The 19,201-nt window shown below is 62.1% G+C and carries 16 protein-coding genes; 6 read left to right on the top strand and 10 right to left on the bottom strand.

Going from position 1 to position 19,201, the window contains the following annotated elements:
• On the bottom strand, positions 1-317 hold a 317-nt coding region (locus tag KI811_RS09755; RefSeq protein WP_246551592.1), incomplete at its 3' end, for a cation-transporting P-type ATPase.
• 168 nt (positions 318-485) lie between these two features.
• Between KI811_RS09755 and KI811_RS09750 the strand changes: the two genes are divergently transcribed.
• Positions 486-947, top strand: a complete 462-nt coding sequence (locus KI811_RS09750) for a universal stress protein (RefSeq protein ID WP_214186282.1) — start codon at positions 486-488, stop codon at positions 945-947.
• 151 nt (positions 948-1,098) lie between these two features.
• On the opposite strand, the gene KI811_RS09745 is transcribed toward KI811_RS09750, so the two are convergent.
• The 3 genes from KI811_RS09745 to KI811_RS09735 all read right to left on the bottom strand — a co-directional run bounded on the left by KI811_RS09745 (position 1,099) and on the right by KI811_RS09735 (position 2,986).
• Positions 1,099-1,332 carry a hypothetical protein gene (locus KI811_RS09745; RefSeq protein WP_214186281.1) on the bottom strand — a complete coding sequence of 78 codons (234 nt, stop codon included), beginning with the start codon at positions 1,330-1,332 and terminating at the stop codon, positions 1,099-1,101.
• Positions 1,333-1,401: 69 nt separating this feature from the next.
• Positions 1,402-1,620 (bottom strand): hypothetical protein, encoded by a 219-nt coding sequence (locus KI811_RS09740; RefSeq protein WP_214186280.1) that lies wholly within the window; start codon positions 1,618-1,620, stop codon positions 1,402-1,404.
• Between the two features lie 304 nt (positions 1,621-1,924).
• Positions 1,925-2,986 carry a threonine aldolase family protein gene (locus KI811_RS09735; protein WP_214186279.1) on the bottom strand — a complete coding sequence of 354 codons (1,062 nt, stop codon included), beginning with the start codon at positions 2,984-2,986 and terminating at the stop codon, positions 1,925-1,927.
• Between the two features lie 209 nt (positions 2,987-3,195).
• On the opposite strand from KI811_RS09735, the gene KI811_RS09730 reads away from it, so the two are divergent.
• The 3 genes from KI811_RS09730 (at position 3,196) to KI811_RS09720 (ending at position 7,701) form a co-directional block, all read left to right on the top strand.
• Complete coding sequence (locus tag KI811_RS09730; protein ID WP_214186278.1) at positions 3,196-5,223, top strand: B12-binding domain-containing radical SAM protein; 2,028 nt, start codon at positions 3,196-3,198, stop codon at positions 5,221-5,223.
• A gap of 264 nt (positions 5,224-5,487) precedes the next feature.
• Positions 5,488-6,597, top strand: coding sequence for a dipeptidase (locus KI811_RS09725; protein ID WP_246551591.1), 1,110 nt, complete (start codon positions 5,488-5,490; stop codon positions 6,595-6,597).
• A gap of 297 nt (positions 6,598-6,894) precedes the next feature.
• Positions 6,895-7,701 (top strand): transporter, encoded by an 807-nt coding sequence (locus KI811_RS09720; RefSeq protein WP_246551590.1) that lies wholly within the window; start codon positions 6,895-6,897, stop codon positions 7,699-7,701.
• 122 nt (positions 7,702-7,823) lie between these two features.
• Here the strand turns inward: KI811_RS09720 and KI811_RS09715 are convergent, their stop codons facing one another.
• The 5 genes from KI811_RS09715 to KI811_RS09695 form a co-directional block, all read right to left on the bottom strand.
• Positions 7,824-8,417 (bottom strand): hypothetical protein, encoded by a 594-nt coding sequence (locus KI811_RS09715; RefSeq protein WP_214186277.1) that lies wholly within the window; start codon positions 8,415-8,417, stop codon positions 7,824-7,826.
• A gap of 25 nt (positions 8,418-8,442) precedes the next feature.
• Complete coding sequence (locus tag KI811_RS09710; protein ID WP_214186276.1) at positions 8,443-11,544, bottom strand: efflux RND transporter permease subunit; 3,102 nt, start codon at positions 11,542-11,544, stop codon at positions 8,443-8,445.
• A gap of 14 nt (positions 11,545-11,558) precedes the next feature.
• The gene (locus KI811_RS09705; protein ID WP_214186275.1) at positions 11,559-12,827 is read right to left on the bottom strand and encodes an efflux RND transporter periplasmic adaptor subunit; all 1,269 of its coding nucleotides are present in this window, start codon (positions 12,825-12,827) and stop codon (positions 11,559-11,561) included.
• A complete protein-coding gene (locus KI811_RS09700; RefSeq protein ID WP_214186289.1) occupies positions 12,824-14,110 on the bottom strand; it encodes a TolC family protein in 1,287 nt (428 codons plus the stop codon). The genes KI811_RS09705 and KI811_RS09700 overlap by 4 nt, the downstream gene beginning before the upstream one ends.
• A gap of 151 nt (positions 14,111-14,261) precedes the next feature.
• Positions 14,262-14,618, bottom strand: a complete 357-nt coding sequence (locus KI811_RS09695; protein ID WP_214186274.1) for a hypothetical protein — start codon at positions 14,616-14,618, stop codon at positions 14,262-14,264.
• Between the two features lie 195 nt (positions 14,619-14,813).
• On the opposite strand from KI811_RS09695, the gene pruA reads away from it, so the two are divergent.
• Positions 14,814-17,825 (top strand): L-glutamate gamma-semialdehyde dehydrogenase, encoded by a 3,012-nt coding sequence (pruA, locus tag KI811_RS09690; RefSeq protein WP_214186273.1) that lies wholly within the window; start codon positions 14,814-14,816, stop codon positions 17,823-17,825.
• Between the two features lie 3 nt (positions 17,826-17,828).
• Here pruA and KI811_RS09685 read toward each other — a convergent pair whose 3' ends face one another.
• Positions 17,829-18,590: a hypothetical protein gene (locus KI811_RS09685; RefSeq protein ID WP_214186272.1), complete on the bottom strand. Its 762-nt coding sequence runs from the start codon at positions 18,588-18,590 to the stop codon at positions 17,829-17,831.
• 311 nt (positions 18,591-18,901) lie between these two features.
• Between KI811_RS09685 and KI811_RS09680 the strand changes: the two genes are divergently transcribed.
• On the top strand, positions 18,902-19,114 hold the full coding sequence (locus KI811_RS09680) for a GSU3473 family protein (RefSeq protein WP_214186271.1): 213 nt from the start codon (positions 18,902-18,904) through the stop codon (positions 19,112-19,114).
• The last annotated feature ends 87 nt before the right edge of the window (positions 19,115-19,201 follow it).

The following is a 19,201-nucleotide window of genomic DNA, read 5'->3' as shown; positions in this document are numbered from 1 at the left end:
TCCCAGAAACCCACGACGGCATTCACCATGAGGAGGACGACGATGATTCCAAAATCCTCCCAGTGCCCCACGAGCGCAGAGAGCAACGCCGCCGCCTCAATCATCCATGGGATAGGCCCCCAGAAGAAGGTGAGGAGTTTCCGGAAAGTGGAGAGATCCTTTTCCTGGAGTTCGTTGTAGCCAAACGTTTCGAGGCGCCGGGCAGCCTCGTCGGGGGAAAGTCCTTCGGGTGAAGAGGAGAGCCGGTCGAAGAGCTCGGCAAGGGGAATCGTTTGCAGCGGACGGTCCTCAACGGATTTCGCAGGGTTGTGGTTCATTCTCCGCAGTCCTTTGCGTGCCTTCATCCTGATAACTGATGGGTCAGGCTAAAGGATATCCCGTCCCGTTCCACTGGCAACCGCCCGGGCGACTACTTTCCTCGCACTCGATCCGTGTTACACTTGTAGCAGGAAAGGCGTTCAAATTTACTGACAGAGGTGAAAAGCATGGAAGATTTCAGGCGTATTCTCGTGGTGAGCAGAATGACCACCTACTGCCAGGAGGCGGTTCACTGCGGCGTGTCTCTCGCCCGCAAGTATGGCGCAGAACTCTTTCTTATCCACGCAATTCACAATCCGTTCGGACTCGAAGGATGGAACCTTCCAATCGTTTCTCTTGAGAAGGAATACGAGACGATGATGCGGCAGGCCAAGGAGGACCTGGACAGGATTCTGGAGAAGGAACGAAGCGAGGGGCTCTTGGTGACCGAGCTGATCAAGAAAGGTGAGCCGACCAAGGAAATTCTGAAGGCCGTGGAGGAGCTGAAGATCGATCTCCTGATCATGCTCTCCCACGAAGAGTGGCGCATCGAGCACTTCCTGTTCGGTCGAAGCAATGAGGAGATCGTTCGCAAGATGCCCTGCTCGGTCCTTCTCGTCAAGAAGGAGCCCCAGCCGGTAAAGTGGTAGCGCCCTTGCCAGTTCGGGGTGAAACTACGATCGATGGCAAGCAAAGAGGCCGTCTCCCGCTCATGGGGGGACGGCCTCACTGGTTCTTCGGCTCCATTGATTCTCCTCGTGCCGGTGCCCGATCTCCTGGGCGCGGCGGTTGCCGTGCGTTCTAGCGGCTCTTCACTTCAGCTTTTTCACCGAAGCTCTCCTTAACCCCTTTGGCCATGCCGAGCATGGTGAGAACTGCCGGTACCATCTGGGCCACGATGATCAGGGCGCAGAACCCGATGAAAATCCACACGAACACGCCGCTGTTGTCTTCCCGCGCTCCCGATGCCGCCAGGGCCGACGTTACGCTCCCCATTACCAGTGCCAGTGTGCTGGCTGCAGTTCTCGCTCTCATGGCCGTCTCCTTTCTCATCTATCTTCGTATTGTGCCGGTCTCTGACCGGGTTGTTCCCTTTGACTCAGCCTACCGGGCACCCGCCTCTTCCTTGCCCGAGAAGAGCCCCTTCACCATGGAGCCGAGCAGGATAATCGCCGGAATGGTCTGGAAGGCGATGACGGCGGCGCCCAGGGTCAGGAACAGCGGGGCGAGGAATCCCCCTTCGTCGGCGGCTGCACCGCTGGCGGCAAGGGCAGAAGAAGCGGTGGCTATCGTGACGATCAGTGCGTTGGCTATGGCTTTCATGGCATCCTCCTTGTTTTCCGGTGCTAACTGATTGCTTTTGTCTTTTACATAGCATTGGACGTGCCAGGAGCATGAAAATTTATTATTATTTTATAACATCATGAAATTGCTGAATAATTAATTGATGCATCAGGCAACAGGGGGAGTGCGGAGAAGGAAATCGTATAGGGGGGGCATACAGACTGGGGAGGAAAATCTCTCTCTCCCTGAAACACATCAGTGTAACAGCCTGATATTACTCATCACTAAACCTCGTACCGGGTGCATATAAAAATAATGCGTCTTAAGAAAAAATTCTAACTCCTCACCCATGGCGCGAGACGACGGCCGCAAGGTCGGCCGCCAGGAGATCCACGTCCGCCTCGGTGGTCTCCCAGGAGCACATGAAACGGGCCCCGCCGGAGCCGATGAAGGAATAGAAGTGCCATCCCCGCTCCTGGAGGGCGGCGGCCACCTCAGGGGAGAAGTCGGCGAAAACCGAATTGGCCTGGCGCGGGAAACGGATTCCCACGCCGGGAATCTCCCGCAGGCGGGCCTCAAGCCTGGCGGCGCAGGCGTTGGCGTTGGCCGCCCGGGTGAGCCAGGCGCCGCTCTCCAGCATGCCGACCCAAGGGGCGGCCAGGAAACGCATCTTGGAGGCGAGCTGCCCCGCCTGCTTGCAGCGGTAGTCGAATTCGCAAGCCAGGTCACGGTTGAAGAAGATGATCGCCTCCCCCACCGCCATGCCGTTTTTGGTGCCGCCGAAGCAGAGGACATCCACCCCCGCTTTCCAGGTGAGTTCGGCAGGGGCCGCGCCAAGAGTGGCAACGGCGTTGGCGAAGCGGGCCCCGTCCATGTGGAGCTTCAGATCGAGGCGCCGGGCCAGATCCCCCACGACCCGAAGCTCCTCCACCGAATAGAGGGTCCCGAGCTCCGTGGCCTGGGTGACGCTCAGGGCCTTGGGCTTCGGGTAGTGGATGTCGGTGCGGCGCTTCACCGTGTGCTCCACGGCCTCCAGGTCCACCTTGCCGTGCCCGCCGGAGACGAGGAGGATCTTGGTCCCGTTGGAGAAGAATTCGGAAGCTCCACACTCGTCGGTCTCCACGTGGGAGGTCTCGTGGCAGATGATGCTGTTGTAGGAGTGGCAGAGGGAGGCCAGGGCCAGGGAGTTGGCGGCGGTGCCGTTGAAGACGAAGAAGACCTCGCAATCGGTCTCGAAGAGATCCCGCAGCAGCCGGCACGCCTTCTCCGTCCAGGGGTCATCGCCGTAGGAAGAGGCGTATCCCCTGTTGGCGGCCTCCATGGCCTGCAAGGCCTCGGGGCAGATCCCCGCGTAGTTGTCGCTGGCGAACTGGTATTTTTTGACCGTATTGTCTCCATCTGTCATCGGCACTCTCCATGGGGCCGCGCGGACGCGGACACCCTGCTTTTCGGAAGAGAGTATACGGACACGGAAAAATAGTAAAGAGCGGACGAAACGCACAAGAAACCCCCGCCTTGCACGGGTTGATTTGTGTGCTACACTCTCAGCTACTCCGGCAGAACAACCCGCCCGGTTCTGCGTTCGAGGCGGGAACGCCGGGGAGGTAGCGGCCCATGAACATTTCCCTGGTCTTCCCCCCCTTTCATCTCCAGTCCCTCTACAATCTCCCCCCCCTGGGACTCATCAGCCTCGCCACGGTGCTTGCTGAGGCGGGGCACCGTGCGGTCATCCGCGACCTGGTGCTGGCCCTGCGGCAGGGAAGCCTCGGCATGGGAAAGGAGCTGTACGGGGAGGCGGCACGGTTGATCCTCCGGGACGATCCGGACCTGGTCGGCTTTTCCGCCCAGTGCACCACCTTCCCGGCAGTCGTCCGGATCGCCCGGCTCCTCAAGGAACAGAAGCCCGACCTGCGCATCGTGGCGGGTGGTCATAACGTCTCCTTCCTCGATGTCCCCGCCCTTGAGCGCTTCCCCTGGATCGACGCCGTGGTCCGGGGCGAAGGCGAGGTGACGTTCCGGGAACTGGCTGCCTCCTTCGCAGCCGGCAATGATCCTATGGAGGTGACTGGTGTGACGTGGCGCCGGGGCCCGGAGATCGTCCGCAACCCCGACCGGGAGCTGATCGCCGACCTCGACACCCTTCCCCTCCCCGACTACACCCTCGTCCCGCCCCTGGCCCACTACCGCAACGCCTGCGGCATCCCCCGGAGCATCGCCATCCTCGAAGTGGGGCGCGGCTGCCCCCACCGGTGCGTCTACTGCTCCGAGTCGGTCATGTGGCGGCGGCGGACCCGGACCTTCTCCATCCCCCGGCTGATCCGGGAGATGGAGGAGCTCCACGACCGCTTCGGCGCCGAGTGCCTCGTCCTCGCCTACGACCAGTTCACGGCGGACCGCCGCTTTGTGGAGGAGTTCTGCACCCGGGTCATCGAGGCCCGGCTGAACCGCGTTCCCTGGTACTGCATCTCCCGTCTCGACTCCCTCGACCGCCCCCTCCTCGACCTGATGCGCGAGGCGGGGTGCGAGTCCATGTGCTACGGAATCGACTCCGGCTCCCGCAGGACCCTGGCGTTCATCGGCAAGGAGATCGACGAGGGGATCCTCTACCAGAGGGTGCGGGAGACCACCGAGGCGGGGATGATCCCCACCCTGAGCTTTGTCATCGGCTTTCCCGAGGAGGAGCGCGAGGATATCGACCAAACCCTCTTCCTCGCCCTGAAGGCAGGGGTCCAGGGAAACAGCACCCCCCTTGTGCAGCTTCCGACGGTTCTGGCCGGGACCGAGCTCCACCGGCGCTACAGCGACCACCTCGTCAGGGAGGTGGACACCTACTTCTCCCTCGGCCTCGAATTCGACCATGGCCGCCGCCTGACCGACGACGAACGTCTCATCGATTCCGACCCCTTCCTCTTCAGCTCCTTCTACAACCTCCCCTGCGCCGGAGTTCCCCTGGCGGAGCTGGACCGGATCGCCCGGTGGTTCCCCCTCATCCTCAACAGCTACCCCAAGTCGTTCATTCTCCTCTCCCTGGCCCTCAGCCGGCCGCCCAGCGGCCTGTTCCGGGAAATCCTCTCCCGGCTGGAGGGGGAAGGGTGGCGCGAGGATGACCCTGCGGCCGAGAGCGCTTTCCTTGAGCGCTTTCCCCGCCATGCGGAAGGGCTCATGGCCGGGAATGCCCCGTGGCCCCACTTTGCCGAGGTCGTCACCTATGAAACCCTCGCGCTCAGGGCGATCAATCACCGTTCGCCGGACGGGGCTGGTCAGGACACGGAGGACCCCCGCGGGAAGGGGCGGCCAGTGCTCCAGGAGGATGTGACGGTGTCCGAATTCCGCCGGAACCTGCCGGCGATCATCGCCGACCTGAAGAGCGGCATCTTCAGGGAGTCCTACCCCCCGGAGCCGACGCTCCTCATCTTCTATCCCTCCGGGGAGAGGCTTGAGGTGATGGAGATCAACCGGTTCGGCAAGGATTTTCTCCTCCTCTGCAACGGCTCGGCCACCTGCGAGGAGATCGCGGCAACGCTGTACGGAGAGTACGGCGACGCCATGGATACTGGCGCGTTCAGCAAAGAGTGCACGGACGCCCTTGCCGTGTTCACGGAGATGGGAATTGTCCGCGACGGTGCGGCGCCCGCCCCCTGACACGCTCTTCTCATCCCACGGAAAGGAGGTGATCCCCGTGTTGAAGATCAGGAAGATCGAATCAAAAGCCATGTCGACGGCTGCCTGTCACGGCCCGGCGTGCCATTCGCCGGCTTGCCACTCTCCCTCATGCCACTCACCCGCATGTCATGCCCCTGCGTGCCATGCCCCGGCCTAGGAAATGATCGCTGCAGTTTTCCGAGCGGGTTGACGTCATGGTCTGCCCGCTCTTTTTCGTTCCGCTGCTGCGGAACCGGAGCGATTATGTCGTTACATCCCGCAGAAACGATAAATGAACCGCCACGCTTCCCGGTCGTCGACGGCCACGTTGATCTCGTCTACGACCTGATGCGCCGTCACTCCGGAATCCCCTTCGAGCAGGTGGCCAACGGGCAGGTAACCGCCTCGTCCCTGGCACGGGGAGGGGTGCGGGTGCTGGTGGCTGCCCTCTACTGCGCCGACAGCCACAACGGCCCTGCGAGCGCCGCCCGGGAGATGCGGCGACTTTACGACTACGCCCGCCGTCACCTCGGGTGGTTCTCGCCGCTCCGAAGGCCCGGAGAAATGGCGGCAACCCTCGGCGGGAGCGGCCCCCCCGGCATCATCTTTCTCGTTGAGAACGCCGACGCCCTGCTGGAACTGGGCCTGGACGAGGCGAGGCGCTGGGGGGTGAGGGCCGTGGGGCTGACCCATGCCGGCAGGAACCGGCTGGCCGACGGCAACGGCGTTACCGACCCGAAGGGGCTGACCGCCGCGGGGAAAAGTCTGCTGAGGAACATCGCCGGCTCCGGCCTCATCCTCGACGTGGCCCATCTGGCCGAGCCCGGTTTCCGGGACGTGGCTTCCCTCTTCACAGGCCCCCTCATCTCCTCCCACACGGGGCTTCGCTCCTTCTGCGACCGCCCCCGCAACCTCTCCGATCCCCAGGTGGCCGAGATTGCCCGCCGGGGAGGGATGGTCGGGATCGCCGCCGCCCCCGAGATGCTTGTTCCCGAAGGAACGGCGACCCTCGACGACCTCTTCCGTCAGGTGGACTTTGTTGTCCAGCGGCACGGCCCGGAGGCGGTCGGCATCGGGAGCGATTTCGGCGGGTTCGACGGCACGGCAAAAGGAGCGGAGGACCACGGCGGCCTCCCCCTCCTGGCGGAGCGTCTCCTGGGGGCGGGCTATCCCGCCGGGGCGGTGGGGCTCATCATGGGGGGAAACTGGTTTCGGATCTACGGGGGAGCTTCCGGAAAATCGGGCGGAGCTGAAGCCGGCATCCTCTCCGTGATCGAGGAGCGGGAAGAATTCCTGCAGGAACTTCACAATCGCGACCTTACCCGAGCAACCCCGGAGGGGACCCTGGGGGGCGACCCGGCGGATAACCAATGAGGAGTGCAATGATAACGTTGATACGATGAAAAAATATGGGGCCGTGGCCCTCCTTGAGCTATCGCTTCTGACCGGATGCAAGCACCAACCGATCTCCCATTCCCATCTCCACCACCCGTACCTCCATCAACACCTCCATTGATCCCGAACCATGAATTCATTCCCTTGTAGCGAAGATCCCTGATTTGTCCCTTAGCAAGCTGGTTAACCAATTATGAAATTATTCATCAAGGTTAAAGTATTCGGAAACTTTGCCGAGATATGTAATGAAGTCATCAACCCTCAAGGAGGTTGCCTATGTTATTGAGAAGGGTCACCTGCGCGGTCGCGTTTGGAGTGTTACTGGCAACAGGGGGGGCATTCGGCGAAGAGGCAAAAAAGATCCAGGACAACTCGTTCCTGCTGGAGGAGGCCTACAACCAGGAGGACGGCGTCGTCCAGCACATCCAGGCCTTTCAGTACATGAAAGGGGATACGTGGGCCTATACGTTCACTCAGGAATGGCCCGTGCCCAAGCAGGCGCACCAGCTTTCCTACACGATTCCCGTGCTCAAAAATGCCTCGCCCGGCCGGGAGTCCGGACTGGGTGACGTGCTTCTCAATTACCGCTACCAGGCAGTTATGAAAGAGGGCATCGCACTGGCGCCCCGGTTCTCGTTCGTTCTGCCTACCGGCGACTACAAAAGGGGTTTGGGAAATGGCACGGTGGGATACCAGGTTAACATGCCACTCAGCGTGGAGCTCTCAGACAAGGTGGTTACCCACTGGAACATGGGGCTCACCTTCACGCCGAACGCCAAGGAGGCGGGCGGCGCCAAGGCGGATACGGTGTCGCTTAACTACGGAGCCAGCGTCATCTATCTTCTGACGGAGAATTTCAACCTGATGCTTGAGGCGGTGGGGGGCTCCAGCGAGAGGGTTGAGGCGGACGGTTCGACAACGCATGAGGACTCGTTCTTGATCAACCCGGGATTCCGGTACGCCTTCAACTTCAAGTCGGGGCTCCAGATCGTTCCCGGCATCTCGTTCCCGATAGGAATCGGCCCTTCAAGGGGGGACTACGGGGTGCTCACCTACCTCTCCTTTGAGCATCCTCTTTTCTAAGAGGGGCAAAAGAGGGGTGCTTATGGCACCCCTCTTCCATGTCGGAAAACGGAGAGGCCAGCGACCTCTCGGTTCCCGTCATTGCCGGGTTAAGTAACTATTCCTGGGAACGTCTTTACCCATCAAATGGCCTCGCCATCGAGCACAACGCGCAGCGACCTGATTCCCTCCTTGAAATCGGTGACGCTGTAGTTCCAGGGACGGCTTCGCGGGGGTGTTGTTCCGTATCCCGGCTCCAACACGAGGGTGTTGCTGCTCCCCTCGGAAAGGACGATCTTCCTCTCGGTGGCGATATTGTCGGCAGGAAGGGCAATCACCACGCGGTGCGCGCCAGCCCTGACGTACAGGGTCCGCGTAAACCGGTACCTCATCCCCTCCCCTGCTTCCGAGTCGCGGAGGCCTACGGGTTCGCGGAGTTCCGGACGCGGGTCGCCCGAAAGCACCGCGACTTGGCCGTCGATATTTATGAGCAGTTTGTATCCCGGAGTGCCGTGGATGTCCTGCTCCGAATAGATTCCCGGTTTATGGGTCTTGAGTGACGACACGACCCGCAACTCGGCGCAGCCCGATGGCAGAAGTTGTCCCTGTTGCTTTTCGACGAATACGTTCTGTCGCGTGGCGAGGCTTGCGGTTTTCGCCAACTCGGCTGTTCCCGCGCATCCCCCCAGGCAGACAAACGCGAGAATGGACAGTGCTATTAGGCAGATTCTGTTCATGGCTTCTCCATCCGAATGAATTTGGCTACATTTCCGCTTCGACTTTCCTCTTCTCGAACCAGCCGTACACCGCCGGGATGATCAGCAGCGTCAGCAGGGTCGAGGTAATCAATCCTCCCACAACCACCGTTGCCAGCGGTTTCTGGATCTCCGAGCCGGTGCCGCTGGCCAGGAGCATCGGCATCAGGCTGAAGATGGCGATGGAGGCGGTCATCAGAACCGGCCGCAGGCGGTCGACTGCCCCCTTCCGGATTGCCTCCCCGAGTTCCAGCCCCTCGTCCCGCAACTGGGCGATGCGGGAGACCAGCACCAGACCGTTCAGCACCGCCACCCCGAAGAGGACGATGAAGCCGACCGAAGCCGGAACCGAGAGGTACTGCCCGGAGAGGAAGAGGGAGAAGATGCCGCCGATGAGCGCGAACGGCAGGTTGCAGATCACCAGCAGCGCCAGGCGGATCGAGCGGAAGGTGACGTAGAGAAGCAGCAGGATCAGGCCGATGGCCGCCGGCCCGATGATCATCAGCCTGTTCATGGCCCGCTGCTGGTTCTCGAACTGGCCCCCCCAGGTGAGATAGTAGCCGGCGGGGAGTTTGACCTGCTCCCTGATCTTCTGCTTCGCTTCGGCCACAAAACTTCCCATGTCCCGGCCAGAGACGTTCATCTCGATGCCGATCCTGCGGACGCCGTCCTGGCGGCTGATCTGCACCGGCCCCTCCACCATTTTTACCTCGGCCAGCTGTTCCAGCGGTATGTTCATCCCCGATTTGGTGGTGATCAACAGGTTCTTGATGGTTTCCAGCGAATTCCGTTTTTCCTCCGGCAGCCGGACGGTGATGTCGAAGCCCCGGTTGGCTTCATAGAAGGTGGAAGCCGCCTTGCCGGCCACCGCTATCTCGATGACGTTCTGCACGTCGCTGATGTTCAGACCGTAACGCGCAATCTTTGACCGGTCGATGGTGACGGTAAGGTATGGCTGGCCGGAGACCTTTTCCGTGTTTAGATCGGTTCCTCCCCTGACGGTCGAGAGAACCTTGGCGATTTCGGCGGATTTTTCATTCAGAACGTTGAGGTCGTCGCCGAAGAGCTTGACGATGAGCTGGGCACGGGTTCCGGCCACCAACTCGTCGATCCGGCACTGAATCGGCTGGCTGAAGCCGAAGCTGATGCCGGGGATGCTCTCCAGCGCTTCGCGCATTTCGTTGGTCAGCTCTTCCTTGGAGATATCCCGCTTCCATTCGCTCTTCGGCTTATAGACCCCCACATAGCCGGTCTTGTCGGGACCACGGGTATCCAGGGCGACGCCGGTCTGGCCGGTTCGGCCGACGATGACATCCAGCTCGTCGAACTTCTTCAGCTTCGCCGCTGCCTGCTGGTTGACCTCCATCGCCTTGGCCAGGGAGACGCCGGGGAGCATGGCGATATCCATGTCGAAGGATCCTTCGTCCATGATCGGAATGAACTCCGATCCCAGCCTGGTCATCAGGAACAGCGAGACGACCAGCAGCCCTCCGGCGATGCCGAGGACCGCCTTTTTCTTGTTGAGCGCGTACTCCAGCAGCGGCAGGTACTGCTCCTTGGCCCAGGCCATGATCCTGCTGTCTTTTTCCTCCTCCGGCTTGAGAAACAGGCTGCAGAGCACCGGAATGATGAAGATGGAGAGAAGCAGCGACGAGAGAAGCGCAATAGACACCGTGATGGCCAGGGGGCCGAACATCTTCCCTTCGATCCCCTCCAGGGTCAAGATCGGGATAAAGGTGAGGGCGATGATCAGCTCGCCGAAGATACTCGGCTTGCGCACCTCCATGACCGCCTTGAGCACCGTGGCGAGCTTGGGGTGCGGGTGCCCCTCCTCGCTCAGGTGACGCTGCACGTTCTCCACCTGAATGATGGTGGTGTCGATGATCATGCCGATGGAGATGGCTAGGCCCCCCAAGGACATGAGGTTGGCGGTGATGCCGGTCAGCTTCATGACGATGAAGGTGGCCAGAAGCGACAGCGGCAGCGCCAGCAGCACCACGATGCTCCCCCGGATGCTGTTCAGGAGGAGATAGAGGACGATCAGGACGAGGATGGAGCCTTCGATGAGCGCCTTGTTGACCGTGCCGACGCTGGCCTTGACGATGTCGCTCCGGTCGTAATAGGGGACGAGCTTGACCCCATCCGGCAGCATGGTGCCCTCGTTGATCTCCTTCACCTTGGCGGCCACCCGGGCCACCACCTGGCGGCTGTTTTCGCCCCGAAGCATCATGACGATGCCCCCCACCGACTCCTCGCCGTTCTTGGTGGCGGCCCCCATCCGCACCGCCTCCCCCACCTTCACCTGGGCCACGTCCCGCAGATAGGTGGGGGTTCCCCCCGTGGATTTCAGGACGATGTTCTCGATATCGCCCAGCGACTGGATCAGGCCGACTCCGCGCACGATGTACTGGTCCGTCCCCCGCTCCAGGATGTTGCCGCCGACGTTCTCGTTGTTGCTGCCGATGGCGCTGTAGACGTCATCAACGGTGACGCCGTACTTCACCAGCTTCTCCGGTGATACGAGCACCTGGTACTGCTTGAAGTAGCCGCCGAAGGAGTTGATCTCGTTCACCCCGGCCACGCTCTTCAGCTGGGGGGTGATGATCCATTCCTGAATGGTGCGCAGGTTGGTGAGGTAGGCCCGCTTCTGCTCCGGGTCCTGGGGTGCTTTCCCCTCCAGGGTGTACTGGTAGATCTCCCCCATGGCCGTGCCGATGGGGCCCATGGCGACCTCTACCCCCTTCGGCACTTTCTCCCGGGCCTCGGCCAGCCGCTCGAAGACCAGTTGGCGGGCAAAGTAGATATCCACATTGTCCTTGAAAACGATAGTGACGATGGAGAGGCCGAACTTGGTCACCGACCGGAGCTGCTCGATGTCCGGCAGGCCGCGCATGGCCATCTCGATGGGATAGGTGACGTTGCGCTCGATTTCCTCAGCGGAGAGGCCGTCGGCATGGCTGACCACCTCCACCTGGATGTTGGTCACGTCCGGAAAGGCGTCGATCGGCAGCTTGAGGTACGAGTAGAAGCCGAAAACGACGATCACTAGTGCAGCGAAAATGATCATCCCCTTCTGCTTCAGCGTATATGCGATGAGTTTTTCAAGCATGGATGGCTGTCTCCTCAGTGTTGGTGCCCTTCGATTTCACCTTTTTTGAGTTCCGACTTCAAAAGAAAAGATCCCTTGATCGCGTAGCGTTCACCTTCCTTGAGGCCAGAGAGAACCTCCACCATGCCGCCCGATGCGCGCCCCAGCTCCACGGGGCGTGCCGCGAATGCCGCATCGCTTTCGGCAACAAAGATCAGTTTCCTGCCGTCCAGCTCCTGCACGGCATCCTCGGGCACCGCCAGGACCGGCGGCGCATCCGCGGCGAGCGCCAGTTCGACGGTGGCGAACATCTCCGGTTTCAGTTTCCGTCCCGGATTGGCCACCTCGACCCGCGCCTTCACCGTGCGGGTCGCTTCATCGACAAAGTCGGCGAGATAGGTTATGCGCCCTCTGAACTTCTGGTCGGGAAAGGCGGCGACAATCACTGTGGCGGGCTGGCCCCGGCGCACCTTGGCCAGGTCTTTCTCGTGGATGTCCACCAGCACCCAGACCGATGACAGATCGGCAATGGTGTAGAGGCTTTTGGCGGGGTCGGCCAGCTCGCCGACAATGGCGTGCTTCTCGGTGATGATGCCGCTGATGGGGGAGCGGACCGGCAGGAGCGGCTTCCTGTGGTTGTCTCCCTTGAGGTCGGACAGCGCAACGCCGTAGAGGGAGAGGCGCTCCTCGTCGGAGTGGAGTTCGGTCTGGGCGATTCTATAGTCGGTCTCGGCCTGCAGGATGTCCTTCCTGGCCGCGATCTTCTTATCCACCAGGGTCTTGATTCGGTCCATGCTGGACTGGGCCAGGGCCAGCCGTGTCTTTGACTGGTGATAGCGGCTGAGGGCCTCGCCAAGCTCCACACTGTCCAGGGTCACCAGCTGCTGTCCGACGGAGACGTTGTCCCCCAGCGAGGCCCTGACGCTGACGACCTTGCCGCTGATGCGGGGAGAAACGTGGGCGATCCGGTCGGCGTTGGCTTCCACCTTGCCGGTGGCGCTGATCACGCCCGGGAGGCGCTGCATCTGAGCCGCTGCGACCGCCACGCCGCTCTGTTTCTGCACCTCGGGGGCCATCCTGACGAGCTTCTCCTCGCCATGCTCGTCATGGCCCTCGCCCCCCTCTTTCTCTTTAGAATGTCCCTTCTCGCCCTCATGCCCCCCCCCCTTTTCTTCCTTGTGACCTGCTTCCTCATGTTCGGCGTGTTCGCCGCCACCCGTCACGGAATTGGTCAACCGGTAGGCAACGCCGCCAGCAAGAGCCAGGGCCAGAATGAGCCCGATGATGATTCCCTTCTTGTTCACTGCGCACCTCCACTGGTTTTATTCTGAAAGTCGACCCCGACCGATGCTTCGAGCCGCGCCAGAGCGGTCTGCCGGTCGGCAAGGGCGGCGAGGTAGCCGTCGTTGACCTCGATGTATTTCTTCTGTTCCTCAATGACCGCGAGGATACCCACCTCGCCCAGCTGGTACGCCTCCTGAACGAGCTGCAGGTTCTCTTCTAGCTGGGGGAGAATGCCGGTAGCGTACAAATCGAGAGCCTTGTCGGCCATGGCGAAACGGGCGTAATCCCCCTCGATCTCCCTGGCCACGCTCACGCGGGCAAATTCCAGGCGGTTTTCGGCGCCCTGCTTCCCGGCACGGGCCTCGCGGATCCCTGCCTGGTTGCGATCAAAAACAGGAAGCGGGATCGAAATCCTCACCCCCAGGAGGTTGTCGCGGCTCTTCTCCTCGGCGACGCCGGTGGCATCCACCCTCCGCTCGTGGGTGTAGCCGAGCCCGAGGACCACATTCGGAAGACGCTCGGCTTCGGCCAGTTCCACCTCGGCCTCCCCTTTGGCCCGGGCCGCTTCGAGGTTTTTCAGATCGGGGCGCTTCTCCAAGGCAAGGCGCGTGAGCTCTCCGGGAGCGATCCCAAGCGGCTTTCGATCGGGAGTGACGTCGAAATCCACGTCCTCGCCAACTGCGAGTCCCAGCAGCATTCGCAGTCTGGCCAGGAGGGGATAGTGCCCGCGCTCGGCCTCGATCTTCCTCCCTTCACTCCGCGCCAGCTCCACCCGGGCGAGGTTAACCTCCATCTCCGGAATGTCCCCCGCGGCCAAACGCTCCCGCGTAATCTCCAGGAGCTTGCCGTTGAGGTCCATGGCCCGCTGGGCCAGCTCACGCCGCTTTTGCGCCAGCATGAGCTCGAAGAACGCGCTCTTCACCTCCAGGGTGAGTAGCCGCTCCCGGTCGGCAATCCGCTGATGGACCGCCTCCGCTTCCCGCTCGGCGACGCTTCGGCGTTTGGCACGCTTGCCGCCGGTCAGGAACTCCTGGGAGAGTCCGATGGAGACGGCGCCCTCGCCCGAGCTGCCGGTCAGGGCGCCGGTATCGCCGGAGAGTTCCAGGGTTGGGTTGGGGAAGAGGACCGCGCGCTCCAGACCGGCCCGGGCCACCTCCTTCTCGGCGCGCAGCGCCTTCAGCTCGCCGTTGTTTGCCAAGGCACACTCCACTGCCTGGGAAAGGGTAAGAGTTCTGGTTTCAGCAAAGGCGTTGCCTCCTGATACACAGATGGCGGCCAGGAGCAGCAGGAGCACCCCCGGCATGGGAACTGCTCGTTTCACGGCAGTACCTCCTTGTCGGCAATTAGTTTGTTGATATGGTTGCAGTTGCAAATCGTCGCAGCATTACGGCGTCCACGGAGCAACGACGCACGTATCCCGGGACGATGCAGGAATCGATTAGGCGGTCAGCGGATCAGGCGAGATTCTGGGGAGGAACGAACTTGGGAAGATAGACGTCGGGTGGTGCGGTGTAATGCTCGACAAACGAGAGGATGCGGAAAGAGGGAGAATAATGAAGCTGGAGTGTGTCCCCGGCAATGGGGGCATGGCAGGGACAGGAGAAGCACCCCTGGCAGTGGTCGCTGTCGCTGTCGCCGTGGCCGGCGTCGGGGCAGCAGGGAGCATCCCCGTGGAGGTCAATGGCCGCGGCTTTCTTCCCGTGGATGGCGTGGAGATCAGCGCCGTGGCAGACGCCCCCCCCCAGGGCAATGGAGACCATCACCAGCAGAAGGACCAGCGCGATGCTTTTTGTGTGAAGCGGGAAACCCATGGGAAGCTGCTTTCGTCGCAATGTTTTTTTGAGACTATAGGTAAACGGCATCGGCTGTCAACCGGCAATCAATGGGGGCCACATCAGGAGCGGTACAGGCGTTGTTTGATCTTTTCAGTCCCGTTGCATCATGGTGATACGGAACTACAATGATTGTACTGATACGGCAGCCGAAACGACGGCAAGGAGCACACCATGCTGAGCAGCGAGCTGAACGCACGGATCATCGAACGCGGCAAGGAATTTTTTACCAGCATCGCCGGCGAGAAGCCCTCCCTCTTCGACAAGGGGGCCTGGATGGGGAAGGCCATGGACTGGAGCATGCGGAACGACCAGTTCAAGGTCCAGCTGTTCCGGTTCGTGGACGTGTTCCCCTCCCTCACCACCAGCAGGCTCCTGACGGAGCACATCCGCGAGTACTTCGGCGATGAGGGGGCAATGCCCCCGTTCATGGCCACGGGTGCCAAAGTGGCGGGGATGCTCGGCTCCTTCGGCGGCGCCGTGCTGAACCGGGTGCTCACCTCCAATATCGAGGATATGGCCCGCCAGTTCATCGTGGGTGAGACCAGGGCGGAGGCGGTGAAGAACCTGGAAAAACTCCGGAAAGACGGCTTCGCCGCCGTGGTGGATGTCCTCGGCGAGGCGACCCTTTCGGATGAGGAGGCCGAGGCCTACACGAACACCTACCTGGAGCTTCTGGAGACGCTGAAGAAGGAGCAGGAAAGCTGGAAGGGACTGCCGGGCACGGGGGGCGATCCTGATCTCGACTGGGGCCACGCCCCCAGGGTGAACATCGCGGTGAAGCCCACGGCCCTCTACTGTCTCGCCAATCCCCAGGATTTCGAGGGGTCGGTTGTCGCCATCCTGAACCGGATGCGCCGCATCTTCCGGAAGGTCATGGAGGTGGACGGCTTCCTCTGTATCGACATGGAATCGTACCGCTTCAAGGACATGACTCTGGAGGTCTTTCGCCGCCTCAGGCTGGAGCATCCGGGCTATCCCCACCTGGGAATCGCCCTCCAGGCGTACATGAAGGATACGGACCGGGACCTGGACGGCCTCCTGGCCTGGGCGAAGGAGCAGGGGTGCCCGATCTCCATCCGCCTCGTGAAGGGGGCCTACTGGGACTACGAGACCGTCAGGGCACGGCAGAACGGCTGGGAGGTGCCGGTATGGACCATCAAGGCCGAAACCGATGCCGCCTTCGAGCGCCAGGCCAGGAAGATCCTGGAAAACCACGCCGTCTGCCACTTCGCCTGCGGCTCCCACAACATCCGCACCATTTCGGCGGTCATGGAGATGGCGAAGGAGCTGAACGCACCCGACGACCGCTACGAGTTCCAAGTCCTCTACGGCATGGCCGAGCCGGTCCGCAAGGGGATTCTCAGGGTGGCGGGGCGCATCCGCCTCTACTGTCCCTACGGGAACATGGTGCCGGGGATGGGGTACCTGGTACGCCGGCTCCTGGAGAACACCGCCAACGAATCGTTTCTGCGCAAGAGCTTTGCCGAGGATGCCCGGATCGAGCAGCTCCTGGAAGACCCGGCCGTGGCGGCGGAACGGGAGCGGGGAGACCGGGCCGCCAGGCCGCAAAAGGATCGGACGGGCCCCGGAGGCCTCCCCTCCTTCGAGAACGAGCCCATGGTGGACTTCACCCGGCCCGATCACCGCGCCGCCTTCCCGGACGCGCTGGTCCGGGTGCGGACTCACCTTGGAAAAACCTATCCGCTTCTGATCAACGGGAGGGAGGTCCGGACCGCCGACCTCATGCCGACCGTGAACCCCAACAACCCCTCCGAGATCCTGGGGCAGATCTGCCAGGCCGGGACAAAGGAGACGGGGGATGCCGTCGCCGCGGCCAAGGCCGCCTTTCCGTCGTGGCGCGATACCGATCCCCGGACCCGGGCCGACTACCTCCTCAAGGCGGCCCGGATAACCCGCACGCGGATCTTCGACCTCTCCGCCTGGCAGATCCTTGAAATCGGCAAGCAGTGGGACCAGGCCTACGCCGACGTGACCGAGGCCATCGACTTCCTGGAATACTACGCCCGGGAGATGGTCCGGCTGGGCGGGCCCCGGCGGCTCGGCCACGCGCCGGGGGAGCTGAACCACTACTTCTACGAGCCCCGGGGGGTGGCCGCGGTCATCGCCCCCTGGAACTTTCCCCTGGCCATCAGCACCGGCATGGCGTCGGCGGCCATCGTCACCGGCAACTGCGTGGTCTACAAACCGTCGGGGCTCACTCCCGTCATTGGCTGGCAGCTGACGGAGCTCTTCCGGGAGGCGGGGCTTCCCGACGGGGTCTTCAACTACGTGCCGGGGCGCAGTTCCGTTATGGGTGATTACCTGGTGGATCACCCGGACGTGAGCCTCATCGCCTTCACGGGCTCCCTGGAGACGGGCTTGAGGATCAACGAGCGGGCGGCCAGGGTCCAGCCGGGCCAGGCCAACGTGAAGAGGGTCATCTGCGAGATGGGGGGGAAGAACGCCATCATCATCGACGACGACGCGGACCTGGACGAGGCGGTCCCCAACGTGCTCCTCTCGGCCTTCGGGTTCCAGGGGCAGAAGTGCTCGGCCTGCTCCCGGGTCATCGTGCTGGACGCCGTCCATGACCGGTTCGTGGAGCGGCTCGTTGCCATGGCCCGGGCCACCTCGGTGGGCCCGCCGGATAACCCGGCCCACTCCATGGGGGCCGTGGCCGACGACAACGCCATGAAGAGGATCCGGGAGTACATTGAAATCGGGGAAACAGAGGGGAAACTCCTCCATGAAGGGCCGGTGCCGGCCGGCAACGGGTACTACGTCCCCATGACCATCATCGGCGGCATCCGGCCCGAGCATCGCATCGCCCGGGAGGAGATCTTCGGCCCCGTGCTGGCGGTGATGCGGGCCAAGGACTTCGATGAGGCCATCCAGTGGGCCAACGCACCCCGGTTCGCCCTCACGGGGGGGGTCTTCAGCCGCAGCCCCGAGCACCTGGCAAAGGCGAGGCGGGAGTTCCGGGTGGGGAACCTTTACCTCAACCGCGGCATCACCGGCGCCCTCGTGGAGCGCCAGCCTTTCGGCGGCTCCCGCATGTCAGGGGGAGGAACAAAGGCGGGGGGGCCCGACTACCTCCTCCACTTCATGGACCCGCGGGCGGTGACCGAAAACACCATGCGGCGCGGTTTCGCGCCGAGCGACGAGGAGAGTAGTCAGCTCTAATACTCAGAAAGAGAAACCCACCTTAAGCCCGATATGGTGCGCCACGGAATCGGGCTGGAAGGCGCCGGAGGCTACCAGGACCGCACCGGCGGAGCCGGAAGATCTCTCCACCCGCACCGTGTCGGATTGGCCGAATTCCATCTGCTCGTAGAAGACGCCGATCGTCCACTGCCCGAATGTGGCGCCGGCTTCGGCGAAAGCCGACGGTTTGTTCTTGGGCTCGGTGACAAAATCGTTGTACCCGTCCGAACTCCAGTCGGTATGGACGCGGGTGTACACGGGGAGGGTGACTCCTCCTTCGGCAAACAGATGCTTCGTCGCACCCCGCACGCCGATCCTTCCGTAAATACTGTTCCAGTCCTCGACCGACAGGGATCTCAACCAGAATTTATGGCCCAGCACGGCAAAGGGCGAGACCGAAAACGCGTCCCCCGCCTGCAGCTTCAACCCCACCCGGACCTCTTCGACGGTTCCGAAATAGGTCGTATCCCCCTCAAGGGGTGCCCAGGTCCCCACCTGGAATCCCTGATAATCGATGTTGCCTCCCCAGACCTCAAGAGACGGTCGGATGAACATCCTCTCCCCGACAAAGCCGGTGTAGGCAATGCCGGCACCGCTCACAAGACCCCTTTCCCTGATAATCCCTTTTCCGCTGACGGTTTCCTTCCAGTCAAAGTAGCCGCTCTTGAGAAAAACTTCGGTCTCTCCTGCCCAGGCGGAGGAGGTCAGACACACGAGCACACACACCATGATAACCAGCCGCATACGTTTTCTTCCTCTCCATTTCTTCCAGTTTCGGGGCCACCGAAATTTTCGGTCACCCTGAAACTCTCTTCGACAGAGGAGGGGAAATCTTTAGGAATAATTCTAAAGGGTTGCATGGTGCGGAATGACTGCGGCCTCCCCCCGGAAACGCCGTTCTCAAGCCATTTCAAGAGGGACGGGTAGCGAACAATCCCGGGATCAGGAACGCCTATCGGGGAGAATGGCCCGCCGATTGACACCCACTCCTTCGCTGTTAAAATGTGACCATAGCCGACCGTTCCGACCAATCTTCTTTCCAGGGGGTGGCGCGGATGCTCATACGGGTCAGATATCAGGACAACACCTACGACATGGTGAAGGCGTGGCGCCTTGAGGAGTACATCGCCACGGGCAAAATTTCCGCCTTTCACCGGGGCAACGAATGGGTGGCCGTCAGTCGCGACCAGGTCCGCCACAGCGGCGACCCATCCTATGGCGGCCCCGAACGGCGCCGGCGGGAAAATAACCTCTCCCGGGTCGCCTGACCGGAATTCGCCCATGACCGGTGCCCAGGGGCACCGTTTGCATTCTTCCAGCCCGGCCGACAGAGAACTGTTCCGCCACACCCAGTT

Source organism: Geobacter hydrogenophilus, assembly GCF_018501225.1.
In the GTDB taxonomy this organism is placed as follows: Bacteria; Desulfobacterota; Desulfuromonadia; order Geobacterales; family Geobacteraceae; genus Geobacter; species Geobacter hydrogenophilus.
This window is presented reverse-complemented; position numbering and strand designations above follow the sequence as displayed.

Excerpts from the sequence above, each read along its gene's own strand:
- KI811_RS09750 (WP_214186282.1), top strand. The coding sequence starts at position 486 with ATGGAAGATTTCAGGCGTATTCTCGTGGTGAGCAGAATGACCACCTAC.
- KI811_RS09745 (WP_214186281.1), bottom strand. The coding sequence starts at position 1,332 with ATGAGAGCGAGAACTGCAGCCAGCACACTGGCACTGGTAATGGGGAGC.
- KI811_RS09740 (WP_214186280.1), bottom strand. The coding sequence starts at position 1,620 with ATGAAAGCCATAGCCAACGCACTGATCGTCACGATAGCCACCGCTTCT.
- KI811_RS09735 (WP_214186279.1), bottom strand. The coding sequence starts at position 2,986 with ATGACAGATGGAGACAATACGGTCAAAAAATACCAGTTCGCCAGCGAC.
- KI811_RS09730 (WP_214186278.1), top strand. The coding sequence starts at position 3,196 with ATGAACATTTCCCTGGTCTTCCCCCCCTTTCATCTCCAGTCCCTCTAC.
- KI811_RS09725 (WP_246551591.1), top strand. The coding sequence starts at position 5,488 with ATGTCGTTACATCCCGCAGAAACGATAAATGAACCGCCACGCTTCCCG.
- KI811_RS09720 (WP_246551590.1), top strand. The coding sequence starts at position 6,895 with ATGTTATTGAGAAGGGTCACCTGCGCGGTCGCGTTTGGAGTGTTACTG.
- KI811_RS09715 (WP_214186277.1), bottom strand. The coding sequence starts at position 8,417 with ATGAACAGAATCTGCCTAATAGCACTGTCCATTCTCGCGTTTGTCTGC.
- KI811_RS09710 (WP_214186276.1), bottom strand. The coding sequence starts at position 11,544 with ATGCTTGAAAAACTCATCGCATATACGCTGAAGCAGAAGGGGATGATC.
- KI811_RS09700 (WP_214186289.1), bottom strand. The coding sequence starts at position 14,110 with ATGCCGGGGGTGCTCCTGCTGCTCCTGGCCGCCATCTGTGTATCAGGA.
- KI811_RS09695 (WP_214186274.1), bottom strand. The coding sequence starts at position 14,618 with ATGGGTTTCCCGCTTCACACAAAAAGCATCGCGCTGGTCCTTCTGCTG.
- pruA (WP_214186273.1), top strand. The coding sequence starts at position 14,814 with ATGCTGAGCAGCGAGCTGAACGCACGGATCATCGAACGCGGCAAGGAA.
- KI811_RS09685 (WP_214186272.1), bottom strand. The coding sequence starts at position 18,590 with ATGCGGCTGGTTATCATGGTGTGTGTGCTCGTGTGTCTGACCTCCTCC.
- KI811_RS09680 (WP_214186271.1), top strand. The coding sequence starts at position 18,902 with ATGCTCATACGGGTCAGATATCAGGACAACACCTACGACATGGTGAAG.